Here is a 15696-nt window from a genome sequence, read left to right as displayed (position 1 = left end):
CATGACCCATCATAAACGGAAACGTCGGATTCGTTCAATCATTATTGCAAAATAGGCATGAAATCGCCTTATTTGCTCAGTTCAAGAATCGCTGCGACGTCTTCACGTTCGAGCGTACGGAAGCGACCGAATGCGCCTCGTTTCATCGCCGAGTCGAGGATGGCGTCAAATGTCGATTCATCGATGTCATAGTCACGGAGTGAGCTTGGTGCACCGAGCTCGTCGAAGAAGGCGCGGACAGCTGCAATCGTCCGTTTCGCCGTCTCAAGATCGTTACTGGCCGGTTCAACGTTGAACACTTCCGTCCCGAGGCGTGCAAATCGAGCAGCGTTGTCTTCTTCAAGCACATGCTCCATCCAGCGCGGGAACAAGATTGCGAGTCCGCCTGCGTGTGGAATGTCATGGACAGCCGAGACCGCATGCTCGATGTTGTGTGACGCCCAGTCGCCCGAGGCGCCCATTTGGAGCACACCGTTCAAGGCGATTGTTCCGGCGAACAAGATGATGGCGCGCAAGTCGACGTTCTCCAAGTCATTGACGAGTTTCGGTGCCGATTCGACGACCGCTTTCAACACACCTTCCGTCATACGCTCTTGGACCGGCGCATGGTTCGGGTGGAAGTATTGCTCGAAACAATGGCTCATCATGTCGACGATACCGTAAATCGTTTGATCTTTCGGTACCGATACCGTATAACGCGGATCGAGAATCGAGAACGTCGGATAGACGAGCGGGTGACCCCAACCATATTTCTCTTGCGTCTCCCAGTTCGTGATGACCGAGCCCGAGTTCATTTCAGAACCAGTCGCCGCTAGCGTGAGCACCGTACCGAACGGGACCGCTTCTGTCGGGATGTGGTCGCGAAGCACGATATCCCAAGCATCGCCTTCATACGGGATGGCCGCCGAGATGAGTTTCGTACAATCGATGACCGAACCACCGCCAACCGCGAGCAACGCGTCGATGTTCTCTTCGCGTGCTTGTTTGACCGCGCGACGTACCGTCTCGATGCGCGGGTTCGGCTCGACGCCTGAGAAGTCGACGTAATCGATCCCAGCATTGTTTAACTCGGCCACGACTTCTTCGTACGTGCCGTTCTTTTTGATGCTCCCGCCTCCATAGACGAGCATCACTTTCTTGGCGTCAAGCGCCTGTAACTCGCTCGCGAGTTTTTCGATTTGATGAGTCCCGAAAATAAGTTTCGTCGGGTTTTTGTATTCAAAGTTGTGCATAATTCATCCTCCTTCGAAAATATGTAACACCTACACTATATACCCTGTTTTTTGTGATTGAAAAGCAATCAGGCCTGAGCGTAGATGCGGTCGATGATTGTATGGAGCGTCACCGCCTGTTCCGCTTGCTGGTACGACGGCTCCTGACGACACGCCTCGAGAAACGTGTGAATCTGTCTCGCATACGGGTCTTCGAGCGCGAGGTGAGCCGGTGTCTTATCGAACAACGCCCCGTGCTCTTCCGTATGGATGACGAGTGGGAACAGCGACGCGCCACCGTTCGTCCCACGCAGTTCGACCCGCATCGTGTCCGCCGCGTCGACGTTGGCCATGAAACTCGCGTCTAAGAACAAGGATGCCCCATTATCGAACGTGACCATCGCCCGCGCCGTGTCTTCGACCGAAAACGCGTCCGCGTCCCAATCGCCCATCAGCCCGACACCAGGTCGTGTTCCGAGATATTGACCGACGTGACCGACCACATCGACCGGCTTCGGATAATCCATCAAATAGAGGGCAAGGTCGAGCATATGCACCCCGATATCGAGCAGTGCGCCGCCGCCCTGCAACTCTTTATTCGTGAACACGCCCCATCCCGGGATGCCACGGCGCCGAAGGGCGAGCGCGGTCGCGGCATAGATGTGTCCGAGTTCACCCGCCTCGATCATCCGCTTCAATAGTTGGGTATCCGACCGATGCCGGTAATGGAAGCCATAATGAAGGGTTCGCTCAGCTCGTCTGGCCGCTTCTAGCATCTCGTTCGCCTCGTAAGCCGAGATGGCCGGCGGTTTCTCGCAGAGGACGTGACAGCCGGCCTCGAGTGCGGCAATGACTTGTTGTTTATGTAAGGCGTTCGGTGTACAGATGCTGACCGCATCGAGTGTTTCTTCGGCGAGCATCTCCTCGACCGTCTCGTACACCCGTTCGATTCCGAACTGCTTCGCCACCGCCTCCCCGCGTTCGCGTGTCCGATTCATGACGGCGACGACGTCTGCGCCTGCTGCGATATATTGCGGGATGTGGGCGGTCTTGGCAATCCCGCCCGTACCGATGATTCCGATTTTCATGGTCCTCACTCCTTTTCTGTACTGTTCGTGAACGTGTGGGACATTTCCTGTACAAAAAAAAGACGACCTGCACAGGGCAGGTCGTCTCAATCACTTACTTTTTGAAGTTCGTGTTTTTGATCCAGTCTTCGAGCTTGTCCTTGAGGACAGTGAAGCCTGGTGCTTCTTCTTGCTTGAAGTTTGAAGCTTCGTTGCGGCGTGGTGCGCCACGACGAGCTGGCTTAGCCGACTTCTCGCGTTTTGGAGCTTCTTGTGTTGCTTTCATTGAAAGCTTGATTTTCTTAGATGCTTCATCAACATCAAGAATTTTCACTTCAACTTCTTGACCGACTTGAACGTACTCGTTCACGTCTTTCACGTAGTCGTGTGAGATTTCAGAGATGTGGACAAGACCTTGAGTCTCGTCGTCGAGTGCGACGAACGCACCGAAAGGTTGGATTCCTGTTACTTTACCTTTTAAAACTTGATCTTTTTCGTATTTTGCCATTACAAACACTCCTATGCTAAATTCATCAACTTACTATAACATACTTTTTTCGATAAAGTGTACAAATTAGTAAAAAAGATTATTTGGGATTGTTTTTGTGTTTCAAAGTCGACGGGTCGGGTAAATACAAATCAAGCAAGACTTCAAGTATTCCCCCCTGATTCCGCTAGGCTAACGCCTAGCCCTTTTTTTGTTCAAAAACTTGTAAACGGTTGCTGAGCGGCCACATCGAACACCGTTTCCCCCATCATTTCATTCAACATGATCGCGTTTCGATACACTGCCATCCCCAAATTCGTCGCCGCCGGACCGTGCGAATGTTCTAAATTCGTATGGGTAAATAAACTTCCCGCCAATGTCGTCTTCGTCGCAATCTGATAGCGATTGTTGACGCGCCACTGCTGGTCCGCCTCCCATTCGATGTCGAACCGTTCGACCCATGTCGGGATGCGCGGTCGATATCCGGTCGCCGCCACGACCGCATCATATTCACCCGTAAACGATTGCCCCGTATATTGTTGCGTCCCTTCGACAGTATAAACGATTTCGTGTGCGATGTGCTCGATTTCAATCTGCGTGTACAGGTTCGTCGCTTGATCACTTCCGTCCGCCGTCCGATGATACAAAAATCCATAAATCGCCCGAAGCGTCTCAGGATTGACCCCGTTCCGGAACCGCTCGAACGCTTTCCCGAGCTGCTCCCGCTCCGCATAGGGCAATTGATTGAAATAGTCGACATACGGCAAGCTGAAAATTTCCTCGCCGAGCTTACCGCTCTCTAGTGATTCGAACACATCCGAGCGCGTCACCCAATCGATGCGTTGGCGCATTTTATCGGACCGGGTCAATAAGTCGAGATACACTTCAGCCGCGCTTTGACCGCTACCGATGATGACGATGCGATCGGTTTCAAGCAAGCGCTCCCGCTCCATCCGATACGAACTCGTATGGACGACATCTTGGAAGGCGTCTGGGACAAGCGGTTCTGCTCCCGTACCAATGACGACGTGACGTGACGACAGCACCGTTTCCCCATCCGGTGTCTCGACCGTGACGAGAAACCCATCCGCCGCCGGACGGACATCGGTGACCCGGTGTGAGAACTTGATCGTGTCGAGCGAGGCGGCGACCGATTGTAAATACCGGTTGAACTCCGTCCGGGGAATTGTCGGGCTCTCCTGGACGATGAATGTCTGCAAGCGGCCGTTCTGTTTCAAATAGTTCAAATAACTGTGACGGTTCGTCGGATCGGCAAGCGTCACGAGATCATATAAGTAATGCGTCTGCATCGTCGCCGACTCGAGCAGCATGCCTTCGTGCCACTTGAAGTCGTCCCGTTCCTCAAAACAGACACCCTTCAATGACGTCGCTTCACTGAGCGCCATCAATCCGAGATTGTACGGCCCACAGCCGATCGCTACAAAATCCACTTGTTCCATTGGCTTCACCTCGCTCGTCTTTTCCCACCTATTATACCGCTAAAACGTAAACAGACCCTCATCGCTGAGAGTCTGTTGTTGTCGTCGTCACCTCGAACTGTTTCATAAACCGATCGATGCGACGAATCGCTTCTTGTAACTGTTCGACCGACGTCGCGTAACTGGCACGGACGAAACCTTCGCCACTCGCACCGAACGCGTTGCCCGGTACGACCGCGACCCGTTCCTCGAGCAAGAGACGCTCGGCGAACTCTTCGCTCGTCAAGCCCGTGTGACGGATTGACGGGAAGGCATAGAACGCGCCTCCCGGCACGTGCGTCGGTAATCCGGCGTCATTGAGGGCCTGGATGAAGTAGTTACGGCGCTGTCGATAGCTCTTCACCATCTTCGGTACATGTTGGTCGCGACTACGGAGCGCCTCGAGACCGCCGAATTGGACGAGTGTCGGGGCACACATCATGCCGTATTGATGGACTTTGAGCATCTCTCGCGTCACGACTTCCGGCGCGCATGTGAACCCGAGCCGCCAGCCCGTCATCGCGAACGCCTTCGAGAACCCGTTGACGACAATCGTCCGCTCGCGCATATCGTGGAGCGTCGCGAAACTCGTGAACGGCTCATCGTAAGACAGCTCGGCATAAATCTCATCGCTGACGACCCAGAGATCGTGTTTCGTCGCGAGTTCCGCAATTTCGGTGAGCTCTTCGCCCGTCATCGTGGCCCCGGTCGGATTCGATGGGAAACAGAGGAGCATCGCCTTCGTCCGTTCGGTGATGGCCGCCTCGACATCGTCCCGGTTCAAACGGAACCCGTTCTCCGGACGACAGGCGACAGGAACGACCGTCCCGCCGGCGAGTTCGATGAGCGGTCCGTACGAGACGAAGGCCGGCTCGACGACGATGACCTCGTCACCCGGGTTGAGCAGCGCCCGGAACGCGATATCGAGCGCTTGCGAGGCGCCCGTCGTGACAATCAATTCCGTCGCCGGATCATACGTCGCCCCGAAGCGGTCCGTCATATAACTCGCGATTTCTTGTCGCAATTCGAGGAGTCCTGCGTTGGCGCTATAAGCCGTATAACCTTGCTCGAGCGCCGCATAGCTCGCCTCGCGCACATTCCATGGCGTGATGAAATCTGGCTCCCCCACCCCGAGAGAGACGACATTTTCCATCGTTTGTGCCAAATCGAAGAATCGGCGGATGCCGGACGGCTTCATCGAGACGACTTGTTGAGATAGTGACTTCATGGCGTGATGTTCAACCGTTTGTCTTCGACTTGTGGGGTGAACAAGATGCCATCGTGTTTATACGTCTTCAATTTGAAGTGCGTCGTCGTCGAGACGACCGAATCGAGCGGTGACAGTTTATCCGACACGAACGACGCGACGTCTTGAAGTGAGTTCGCCCGAATGACGACTTGCAAATCGTAAGCCCCTGACATTAAATAGAGCGCCGTCACTTCAGGGAAGCGATAAATCCGCTCGGCGACCTCGTCGAAGCCGCGGCCACGTTTCGGTGTGACTTTGACGTCGATGAACGCCGTGACGTCGTGCCGATTGATTTTTTGCCAGTTGACCATCGCCCGGAAACCGAGCAAAATTCCGTCCGCCTTGAACTTCTCGAGCATCGCCTCAACGGTCGCCTCGTCTGTCGCCAGCAAGTTCGCCAACAATTTCGTCTCGAGGTAGCCTTTCTCTTCTAGCAACTCGAGCAGTTCTAATTCTTTCGATGTGTACATAATTTATTCTCCTTCCGTTCTACCGGGGAACGCCCCTGTGAACGTTCTCTCTGTCTGTCTCACGTAGTCCCGTCGCTCGGCTTGAACGATATGGAAGTTTTTCATCTCCATATTGACGAGGCCGTGCTTGTGACAGAACCGATCAAAGTAACGACGACGCGTCTCATCTTGTTTGGCCGACAGATTGTCCGTGCCGTTGAACGCGTATAGCACGGTCGCGCGCGCGGGATGCCGAATCGTCCCGACTTCGCTGACACGTAGAATGAAATCCCAGTCCCAGTAGTTATAGACATCCTCGTCGAACGGTCCAATCGTCTCGTGGAGCTGTTTTCGATACAGCGTGCCGGACGGGATGAACGTCGAGTCTTGACGGAGTCGTTCCAAATCGAGGTCGTAGGCGAACGCCTCCCAGTCGGTGACGCGTCGGCGTCCGTCTTCCCATATGAAGCGGAACAGTTCCGCATCCGTGAAGACGAGGTCGGCCGCGCGGATGTCCTCGAGCGCCTGCTCGAGATGTGTCGGCATGAGCAGATCGTCATCGTCGAGCAACAAGACATACTCGCCGTTCGCCTCTTGCACGCCGAGATTGCGGGCTTTGACGTGATGGTTCTCGCCAAGTTCGATATAACGAATCGACAATCGATTCAAAAAAGGCGCCAAAAGATGCTGTTTTGGCGGCCCGTCATTATTGATTACAAGTACTTCGAACTGTTGAAACGTCTGGACGACCAGGCTTTCCAGCAGTTCGGTCAATTCTGTCTCCCGTGAATAGACCGGGATGACGATGGAAACGAGCGGGTTCATCCGCGGTAAGCAGTTTCGACGTGTGGCAAGATTGTTTCCCAGCTCACGCCATTCTCTTTTGATACCGTGACGAAATCGCCATAGGCGAATACGCTCTCCACGCCTTCGATGGCGACGAGTTTCGCGAGAAGCGGTTGGTCCGTCTCTTCGCCAGCTTTTACGCTTTGGCTTTTCGCGCCGAAGACGTTCTCAGGAAGTGTGATTTTCATTGCATTTGGATTCGGTGTTGGATCGATACGTAACATCGTGGTTCCCCCTTATAAGTGACAAGATTCTGAAGACGCGAGTAAGTGTGCCGCCATGGCCCGTGTTTCCGATTCGGTCGGACAGTCGCCGAACGCGTCTGTCAAAATCCGGCGAATCGTTTCATCCAACTCATCGATCGTGTCGATGTGGATGAGCGCCAAGGCGATATCATCAAACTCTGGTCCATACGACCCAAGCCCGTAACCGAGTGGGTCCCATGCTAATAATAAGTCTTCTGCTCTCATTTGTTAAACCCTTCTTTTTACCTTGATTTCAAATCGTACTCCCTCAATCTACCTCACTTTTCAATCCGATGCTAGTGAGCGTTCGATTTTCCCTCGTTTTCAAAAACAAGCGACCACTATATATAGTAATGAATCAACAGTGAAAAGAAGCAGGATTTTCTCAAAAAACAACGAAGGCGACTGCCGAATGAGGTCGTTCGCTTCTCGATTGACCGCTTACATAAAAATGAATGTGCTGTCGTTTAACCGTCGCTCAAACTTTTTTCTATCTCAAATCTCATCTCAAATCGGATGACAGCGCCGTTTTTGAGTAAAAGTAATTCAAGCGTCTGCAGTTTGCCGAATGTTAAGATTGCAAAACTAAATATAGGTGATTTATGATTAAAAAGACAAGAAAACGTCAATATATAGTTAACGGATATTTATCACGTTCCGCTCACATTGACGTCGTATCGGACAAGTTCCGCTATACCTTTATAATATCTACATCCGAAGAAGGAGTGATCGTTTTGACATCCCCTATCCACCACGAGACGCTGTTGGCTGCGACGCCAACGCTCGCTGACGTCTCGACATTGATCCAATCCCTTAAACAACGCTACCCACAACTCAGTGTTGAACGATATGAAGAACGGGCCATTCGGGCGCTCGAAGGAAAGACACTGACACAAGATGTAGTATATGAACTCTTGACGATGCACGCCCTCGACATGTTGCAGGCAGAAGAGCCGGACTGGACGTTCGTTGCCACTGAGATGTACTTAAACCGCCTCTATTTAGAAGCGGCACGAAACCGTGGCTATGACGCCTCGATGCGTTACGGTGCGCTCTATCCGATGATTGAGACGCTCACGACAAAAGGCATCTTCACGTCGGCCCTACTCGATACGTACTCAAAAGAAGACATTGCCTACTTGGAGACGTTGATTGACCCGTCACGCGACCGCATGTTCACTTACATCGGTCTCCGGACGTTGTCGGACCGTTATCTCGGCCGTGACCATGTCAAGAACCTATACGAGTTACCGCAAGAGCGGTTCATGGTCATCGCCATGACGCTCATGCAAAAGGAGAATGCCGACCAGCGCGTCAAACTCGTCGAAGAAGCGTACTGGGCACTCTCGAATCTCTATATGACGGTTGCCACACCGACGCTCTCGAACGCCGGGAAATCGTACGGGCAGCTCAGCTCATGCTTCATCGATACGGTCGATGACTCACTCCGCGGCATCTACGATTCGAACACGGACGTGGCCACGCTCTCGAAAGGCGGCGGCGGGATCGGCGTCTATCTCGGCAAGATCCGCTCACGCGGCAGTGACATCAAAGGCTTCAAAGGTGTCTCGAGCGGCGCGCTCCCTTGGATGAAACAGTTGAACAACACGGCCGTCTCGGTCGACCAGCTCGGCATGCGTCAAGGCTCGATTGCCGTCTACCTCGACATTTGGCATAAGGACATCTTCGAGTTCCTCGATGCGAAATTGAATAACGGGGACGAGCGTCTCCGGACCCACGATTTGTTCACGGGCGTCTGTTTGCCAGACTTGTTCATGCGTACGGTCGAAGCCCGCGGTGACTGGCACTTGTTCGACCCGCACGAGATCCGGACGGTCATGGGCTTCAGCCTCGAAGACTTCTATGATGAGACAGAGAACGGCGGTTCATTCACGGAGAAATATATGGCGTGCGTCAATACGCCTGAACTGACTCGCGTCACGGTACCGGCCATCGACCTCGTCAAACGGTATATGCGCTCACAGCTCGAGACAGGAACTCCTTACATGTTCTTCCGCGACGCCGTGAACCGCGCCAACCCGAACAAACACGCCGGCATGATTTACAGCTCGAACCTCTGCTCAGAGATCGCGCAAAACATGTCGCCGACGACAATCGATGAAGAGTACACGGAAGACGGAAAAATCGTCATTACGAAGACCCCTGGTGACTTCGTCGTCTGTAACTTGAGCTCAATCGCCCTCGCCCGGGCCGTCAAATCGGACGTCCTCGAGCGACTCATCCCGATTCAAATGCGGATGCTCGATAACGTCATCGACTTGAACACGATCGAAGTGCCACAAGCGATGATCACGAACCAGAAATACCGCGCCGTCGGACTCGGTACGTTCGGCTGGCATCACTTGCTCGCACTTGAAGGCATCCGTTGGGAATCGGTCGATGCCGTCCAATACGCGGAGAAGCTGTACGAGAAAATCGCCTACTTGACGATTCAAGCCTCGATGGAACTCGCCAAAGAAAAAGGCGCGTTCGGGGTCTTCGAAGGATCGGAATGGCACACGGGTGAGTACTTCAAGCGCCGCAACTATCGCTCACACGACGAACTCGATTGGGACGGTCTCGCCGCAGCGGTCCATCAAAACGGTGTCCGCAACGCCTATATGATGGCGGTCGCTCCGAACTCGTCGACGGCCATCATCGCTGGCAGCACCGCGTCAATCGACCCGGTCTATAAGAAGGTCTACTCGGAAGAGAAGAAAAACTATAAGATTCCGGTGACGGTCCCTGACCTCAACTCGGAGACGAACTGGTTCTATAAATCAGCGTTCGAAGTCGACCAACTCTGGAGCATCCGTCAAAACGCGGCGCGCCAGCGTCACATCGACCAAGCAATCAGCTTCAACCTGTACGTCAAAAACGACGTCAAAGCGACCGAACTCCTCTCGATGCACCTCGAGGCGTGGTCGCTCGGAATGAAATCAATCTACTACACGCGTTCGACGACTGTTGAAGTCGACGAATGTGAATCGTGTGCTTCATAACGTCACGTAACAGAAAGGTGGGAACAACCATGCACATCGCCATCGTCTATAGTTCCATGAGTGGGAATACAGAAGAAGTCGCCGAGCTGATTCAGGAAAGCCACGTTAATCGGGGCGACCGCGTCGTCTTGTTCGAGGCGGACCGCATCGGCCATCGCGAAGCCCGATCGCTCGCCACGTACGACCTCGTCTATTTCGGATCGTACACGTGGGCCGACGGCGTCTTGCCGGACGAGATGAAAGACACGTTCCGGCTCGTCTTGAAAGAGCTCGACGTGCCGCTTCGCCAAGCCGCCGTATTCGGGACCGGGGACAAGATGTTCGTCCACTTCTGTCGAGCGGTCGATGAGATGGCGTACCACCTTTCGAAATACGGGATCCCCCTCGCCGGTGAAACGTTGAAAATCGAGCAATCACCGCGCAATCAACCGTACAACGTCCGTCATTGGGCCGAACGGTTGGCTAGAAACGCCGAAGAAGGAGTATATGTCCATGAACATTCAAAAGATCAAACTACTGTCGCCCAAACATCCTAACCGGGCGACAGCCATTATCGGGGGCGAGACGAGTTCCATCGTGAATTGGAACGACATCGCCTATCCACAGTTTTATACCATCTATAAGCAACTGCTCTCGAACTTTTGGATCCCGGATGAGATTTCGATGTCCAAAGACATGCAGCAATGGCCACAGTTGACGGAGCGCGAGCAGGATGCCTTCAAACGCATCATCGGTCTGCTGTCAATCCTTGACTCGGTGCAGACGCGTTACATCCTCGAGTCATCAATGTTCTCATCCGACTCGTCGGTGCACGCCGTGCTCGCCGTCATCGCCCAACAAGAAGTCGTGCATAACCAATCGTATAGCTACGTCCTCTCGAGCCTCGTCCCGCTCAGCGAACAAAATCGTATTTTCGATATCGCCAAGGACGATGAGATGGTCATGAAACGCAATCAATTCATCTTGGACTTATATGAGGACTTCCGCGCCGATCAAACGGCCGAGACGTTTGCCAAATCGCTCGTCGCCTCAATCATTCTCGAAGGCATCAACTTCTATTCCGGTTTCGCCTACTTCTATAACTTGGCGCGCCATCAGAAGATGGTCGGCACGTCGACGATGATCAGTTACATCCAGCGCGACGAGATGCAGCACTCCTATTTCGTCAGCCAGTTGCTCCGGGCCGTCTTGACGGAAAATCCGGAGATTGACGCGGACGGTAGCTTCAGTCAGTTCGTCTACGACACGATGGCGGAAGCCGTCGACCTTGAAATCGAATGGTGTGAGTATGTGTTGCGTGATCTCGATGGACTCGACGTCAGCGAGATGCGCGACTACGTCAAATATCTCGCCAACAAGCGTCTCCGTGTCATCGGCTTGAACGATCTGTATGAAGGGTTCAATGAGGATGTCATGCCTTGGATTCGCGCTTATTCAGATGATTCATTGAACGCGACCAAGTCAGACTTCTTCGAACAAAAATCACGTTCGTACGCGAAAGTCACCGACGCCAACGGCTTCGACGACCTGTAAGCACAAAATCCCCCGACTCATCGTGAGTCGGGGGATTTTTATAATGGATGAAGCTTAATGATAAGCGCGTACGTATTGGGCAATTCCTTCTGCGACACCTTCCGCCATCCGTTGACGTGAGGTGTTATTTCGTAAATGTGTGACGTCTTGCGGAGATGAAATGAAGCCGAGTTCGACGAGGGCCGATGGCATCGTATTATAACTGATGACATAATAGTTGGCCGTCTTGACGCCACGGTTCGTCATCCCGGACATTTTCCCCATCAAGTTGGATTGGATATTCGTCGCCAGGACACGGCTCTTGGCGCTATGGGCCGAATAAGACGAATAGAATGTTTCGACCCCTTTGGCCGCAGGCGTCGTCGCTGCGTTTGTATGCAAGCTGACGAACAAGTTGCCGCGAAGTGTCTTAGCGGTCTGAACGCGTTGATCGAGCGTCAAATAGACGTCCGTCGAGCGCGTTAACCGGACTTGATATCCATATTTCGACCGAAGATACGTCTCGACCCGCTTCGTCACGTCGAGGACGATCGTCTTCTCATAGAGTGATCCATTGACCGCTCCCGGGTCACCGCCTCCATGGCCCGCATCGAGGACGATGACGGCGCCACTCGTTGCATTCGGTTTAAGCGTCATCGCGTAAGCCGTTGAGATGTAGCCATCGCGGCCATTGTACTTGATTTTATAGAAACCGTTCGCCGAACCGTAATGGTCGACTTGAGTCCCGTGCGCGAGGCGACCGAGAACCGCCGAGCTCGCCGAAGCGCTCGCCCGAACGTTCAACACGTCTCCTGGTGTATTCGTGTACACTTTCCCTTTCGGCGTGGCCGCAGGGGCGGCCGGGGCCTTTCCAGCCGTCAGCCAAGACGTTGGCGTATAGAACGTCTCCGTTCCGATATAGACGACCGACCAGCTCGAATTATGTTTACTGTAAGTCACGGTCGTATACTTCGGCAATACGCGAGCGACCGGTGAAGACTGAAGCGTTTTCTTGTAGAGGTTCGCATTCCGATTCGCATAGCCTTGTACTTTTTGAATGACCGGTGGCTTCGCTATCGGCGGTTTTGCTACCGGAGGCGCACCCGTCGTGATCCCAACTGTCGGCGTGTAATACGTCTCGTTCCCGAGATAGACGACCGACCAGCTCGTGTTGTACTTGCTCGAGACGACCTTCGACTTAATCGGCAATACCTTCAACACCGTTGAACGTTGATTGCGCTGACCGAACAGCTTCAACTCACGATTCGCGTAACCATCCGTTTTCACTACTGGCGGTTTTGTCGTCGCCGGAGGAGTGGCTGGCGCTCCCGACGTAATCCAAGCGGTCGGCGTGAAGAACGTCTCATTGCCGAGATAGACGATTGACCAGCTCGTGTTGTACTTGCTCGAGACGACTTTCGACTTGACCGGAAGCACCTTCAATACGGTCGACCGTTGATTTCGTTCACCGAACAGCTTCAACGATCGGTTGGCATAACCATCCTCTTTCGTCACGGTCGGTGTCGAGGCGACGACTTTCGGGGCAATGTATGCTTTGGCCGCATAATACGTTTTGCCGCCGATATACACTTTTGCCCAAGACGAGTTGTGGACCGCATATTGGACGGTCGTGCCTTTTTTGAGCGTCCGATAGACAGTCGCTTTGCTATGGGCGGACACACGGATATTCAAGTTGACCGTGGTCACGCCTGTCGAAGTGGCCGCTTGCTTCGTTACGGTCGAAGATGGTGTAGCGATTCGCTTGATATACTGTGCTGAAGCATAATACGTACGACTGTTTAAATATATTTTGCTCCACTCTTTGTTATAAGTTCCATATTTTACTTTTGTTCCCTTTTTTAGCGTTTGAATCAATTTCCCGTTCGTGCTCGGTGTAGCGCGCACATTCAGATTGACAGTTGTTTCTCCTTCCAAAGTAGCCGCTTCAGCTGACGGTATTTGGATTGAAAACAACAAGACAATCATGATGAGGGCAAGTTTAAAAAGCTTCATATTCATCCAAAATATTCCTTTCTTCTACGCGCATCGCAACTGACAACACCTTCATAGTAGCACATTGCTTTTATTAAAAAAGTAAATATTTGAAAAAACGATGAATACTTTTTACAAAAAAGGGGAATGTTTTTACCCTTGTTTTCGAACAATCAAGAACGAATCGGCACCATGCCGCTCGGTCTCGACCACGAAAGAGTCCGGGAGCTGGAAAGCTGCAGTCAACGAGCCGTTTGTTTGGAGCGGAGGCTCTGGCTGACGGATCACGAATCCATCAAGCCCTTCCACTTCGGCAATTTTTAAAAATCGCGTCAAATGCCCTTCTCGCTCTCTATATCGGCTCGCCTCCTCGAAAGGTTTAGCCGCTACTCCACCCCAATAGCGTCCTTCGACATACGCCACGTAGGCGCGGACCGACGCTTCCGTGATCGGGTCCGGGGTATGGTCGAAACGTCCGAAGTCCCGGGATGACTTGTCTTCGATGAGTGAGCCAATCGCTGCATATAAATCAAAGTCGTTTTGGGACGCAAGGTCGAGGACCGCTCGTTGGACAGCCTCGATATGTCGCTGCAACGAACCCGGCGTCGCGGACGCCTTCAGTTTTTTGTCCCCTTCATAGGCGTTTAAAATCCGTCCGACTTCCCCGGCCTCACGAACGAGCCGATAGTACGTCTTGTCCTGCGCCTCCTGACCATTTCCGGCCTCTTGACGCTGAAGCGTGATGGCGTACTGGTTCGCCAGACACGTCGAAATGACGAACACGTCCATCAGTTCTTCCCGTAGCGCCGATTGGTCGTTCGCATACAATGCTCCGCCGACTTCACCGACTTCTTCTAGCAGTCGGGCCAACCCCGATAGTGGCCGCCAATAGCCACCTAAATGAATAATCATTTGATCGATTCGTCGTTGTAATTCCTTCATATTTAATCACCTATCCATCCTCTTTATTTACCGCCTGCGTGGTATACTATGCTCAATCAAATTGTTAAGAAAGGGGCTATGCATCTTGTCGCCAGCCAGACTATGGCAATTACTTCGTTTCCTGCTCGTCATCATCGGCCTCGTCTTCGTCATCTGGGGACTGAGTGTCCTCTTCACGTACACGTATCCATTCGTGTTCGCTCTCTTGTTATCCTTGTTGACGGTCCCACTCGTCAATTGGATCGAGCGTGAGACCAAGTTACCACGCGCCCTCGGCACACTCGTTTCTTTGTTGATTGTCATGAGCGTCGTCAGCGGAATCATCGCCATCGTCGTGACGCAACTCATTCGCTACTTGACGATTGCCGCCGAAAAACTGCCTGCCCAGATTGAAACGTTCACCGAATACATACAACGCCTATTCAATGAAAAACTCGCCCCGTTGGTCAACGATGCGTACGATAGCATCCAACGGCTGAACCCCGAACAGGCGAACTCGCTCGAAGGCGGTATCACCGAAATCGGTGTCCAACTCGGCGCCGCGATCGGCGTCTTGTCCCGAGGTGTCGCCGGCTTGTTGCAGGACATCTTGAGCGCGTTGCCGCTCGTCTTGCTCTTGTTCATCGTCATCGTGCTCGCCTGGTTCTTCATCACGAAAGACTGGCCGGACTATATGAAGTCCATCGCTCGCTTGAATGAACGAAAAGGCTTCAAGGAGTTCGAGCTCGTCATGACGAATTTACGCTCGGCGCTGTTCGGTTACGTCCGCGCGCAATTGACGCTCATCTCGATCACGTTCGGAATCGTCTTAATCGGCATGTTCATCCTTCGTGTCGACAACCCGTTCTCGTTCGCCCTGCTCGCGGCCATCTTTGACTTGTTGCCGTACCTCGGTGTCGGGACGCTGTTATTGCCGTGGGCCGCCTATGCCGCCGTCACGGGCGAATGGTTCCTCGCGATCGGGCTCGTCGTCCTCTATATCGTCGTTATCGTGCAACGCAATCTGGCCGAACCGAAAATCGTCGGCTCTCACATCGGCCTCGACCCGCTCGCCGCCCTCATCTCGATTTTTGTCGGACTCCAGCTGTTCGGGGTACTCGGCTTCATTTTAGGGCCGGTATTGGCCGTCCTGCTTAAAGCCCTCTATAACGCCCAAGTGTTCCACTATATGTGGAAGTTCGTCATCGGGCCGACGACACCAAAAGAGCGATGACAT

General features: G+C 53.1%; 15 protein-coding genes. 4 read left to right on the top strand and 11 right to left on the bottom strand.

The window, feature by feature from the left end; all coding sequences use genetic code 11:
* Nucleotides 1-68: 68 nt before the first annotated feature.
* From M467_RS18040 to M467_RS18000, 9 genes are all read right to left on the bottom strand, one after another.
* Entirely contained in the window at nt 69-1232 is a 1164-nt protein-coding gene (locus tag M467_RS18040) for an iron-containing alcohol dehydrogenase (RefSeq protein WP_021065546.1), read from the bottom strand.
* Between the two features lie 68 nt (nt 1233-1300).
* On the bottom strand, nt 1301-2299 hold the full coding sequence (locus tag M467_RS18035; RefSeq protein ID WP_021065545.1) for a Gfo/Idh/MocA family protein: 999 nt from the start codon (nt 2297-2299) through the stop codon (nt 1301-1303).
* Between the two features lie 94 nt (nt 2300-2393).
* Nucleotides 2394-2786, bottom strand: a complete 393-nt coding sequence (gene yugI / locus M467_RS18030) for a S1 domain-containing post-transcriptional regulator GSP13 (RefSeq protein ID WP_016509788.1) — start codon at nt 2784-2786, stop codon at nt 2394-2396.
* 194 nt (nt 2787-2980) lie between these two features.
* Entirely contained in the window at nt 2981-4225 is a 1245-nt protein-coding gene (locus tag M467_RS18025) for a lysine N(6)-hydroxylase/L-ornithine N(5)-oxygenase family protein (protein ID WP_021065544.1), read from the bottom strand.
* Between the two features lie 58 nt (nt 4226-4283).
* Entirely contained in the window at nt 4284-5471 is a 1188-nt protein-coding gene (locus M467_RS18020; protein WP_021065543.1) for an aminotransferase, read from the bottom strand.
* The gene (locus M467_RS18015; protein ID WP_021065542.1) at nt 5468-5962 is read right to left on the bottom strand and encodes an Lrp/AsnC family transcriptional regulator; all 495 of its coding nucleotides are present in this window, start codon (nt 5960-5962) and stop codon (nt 5468-5470) included. Before M467_RS18015 ends, M467_RS18020 begins: the two co-directional genes overlap by 4 nt.
* 3 nt (nt 5963-5965) lie before the next feature.
* Nucleotides 5966-6766, bottom strand: a complete 801-nt coding sequence (locus M467_RS18010; RefSeq protein WP_021065541.1) for a glycosyltransferase family 2 protein — start codon at nt 6764-6766, stop codon at nt 5966-5968.
* Entirely contained in the window at nt 6763-7011 is a 249-nt protein-coding gene (locus M467_RS18005) for a NifU N-terminal domain-containing protein (RefSeq protein ID WP_021065540.1), read from the bottom strand. Before M467_RS18005 ends, M467_RS18010 begins: the two co-directional genes overlap by 4 nt.
* Nucleotides 7012-7023: 12 nt before the next feature.
* Nucleotides 7024-7257 carry a DUF1871 family protein gene (locus M467_RS18000; protein ID WP_021065539.1) on the bottom strand — a complete coding sequence of 78 codons (234 nt, stop codon included), beginning with the start codon at nt 7255-7257 and terminating at the stop codon, nt 7024-7026.
* 509 nt (nt 7258-7766) lie between these two features.
* Here M467_RS18000 and M467_RS17995 point away from each other — a divergent pair.
* Genes M467_RS17995 through M467_RS17985 form a run of 3 tightly spaced genes read left to right on the top strand, consistent with a single transcriptional unit; the run spans nt 7767 to nt 11567 of the window.
* Nucleotides 7767-10034 carry a ribonucleoside-diphosphate reductase subunit alpha gene (locus tag M467_RS17995; protein WP_021065538.1) on the top strand — a complete coding sequence of 756 codons (2268 nt, stop codon included), beginning with the start codon at nt 7767-7769 and terminating at the stop codon, nt 10032-10034.
* 29 nt (nt 10035-10063) lie between these two features.
* A complete protein-coding gene (locus M467_RS17990) occupies nt 10064-10570 on the top strand; it encodes a flavodoxin domain-containing protein (protein WP_021065537.1) in 507 nt (168 codons plus the stop codon).
* The gene (locus M467_RS17985) at nt 10527-11567 is read left to right on the top strand and encodes a ribonucleotide-diphosphate reductase subunit beta (protein ID WP_021065536.1); all 1041 of its coding nucleotides are present in this window, start codon (nt 10527-10529) and stop codon (nt 11565-11567) included. Before M467_RS17990 ends, M467_RS17985 begins: the two co-directional genes overlap by 44 nt.
* A gap of 54 nt (nt 11568-11621) precedes the next feature.
* On the opposite strand, the gene M467_RS17980 is transcribed toward M467_RS17985, so the two are convergent.
* Both M467_RS17980 and M467_RS17975 read right to left on the bottom strand, forming a co-directional pair.
* Complete coding sequence (locus M467_RS17980) at nt 11622-13565, bottom strand: N-acetylmuramoyl-L-alanine amidase (RefSeq protein WP_021065535.1); 1944 nt, start codon at nt 13563-13565, stop codon at nt 11622-11624.
* Between the two features lie 126 nt (nt 13566-13691).
* Nucleotides 13692-14480, bottom strand: a complete 789-nt coding sequence (locus tag M467_RS17975; RefSeq protein WP_021065534.1) for a MazG nucleotide pyrophosphohydrolase domain-containing protein — start codon at nt 14478-14480, stop codon at nt 13692-13694.
* Between the two features lie 85 nt (nt 14481-14565).
* Here M467_RS17975 and ytvI point away from each other — a divergent pair, with 85 nt between their 5' ends.
* Nucleotides 14566-15693: a sporulation integral membrane protein YtvI gene (ytvI, locus tag M467_RS17970; protein WP_021065533.1), complete on the top strand. Its 1128-nt coding sequence runs from the start codon at nt 14566-14568 to the stop codon at nt 15691-15693.
* Nucleotides 15694-15696 lie beyond the last annotated feature (3 nt).

This window comes from Exiguobacterium chiriqhucha RW-2 (assembly GCF_000416965.1).
GTDB classification, from domain to species: domain Bacteria; phylum Bacillota; class Bacilli; order Exiguobacteriales; family Exiguobacteriaceae; genus Exiguobacterium; species Exiguobacterium chiriqhucha.
The sequence above is the reverse complement of the archived record's forward strand: the minus strand, read 5'-3'. Positions and strand labels throughout refer to the sequence as shown.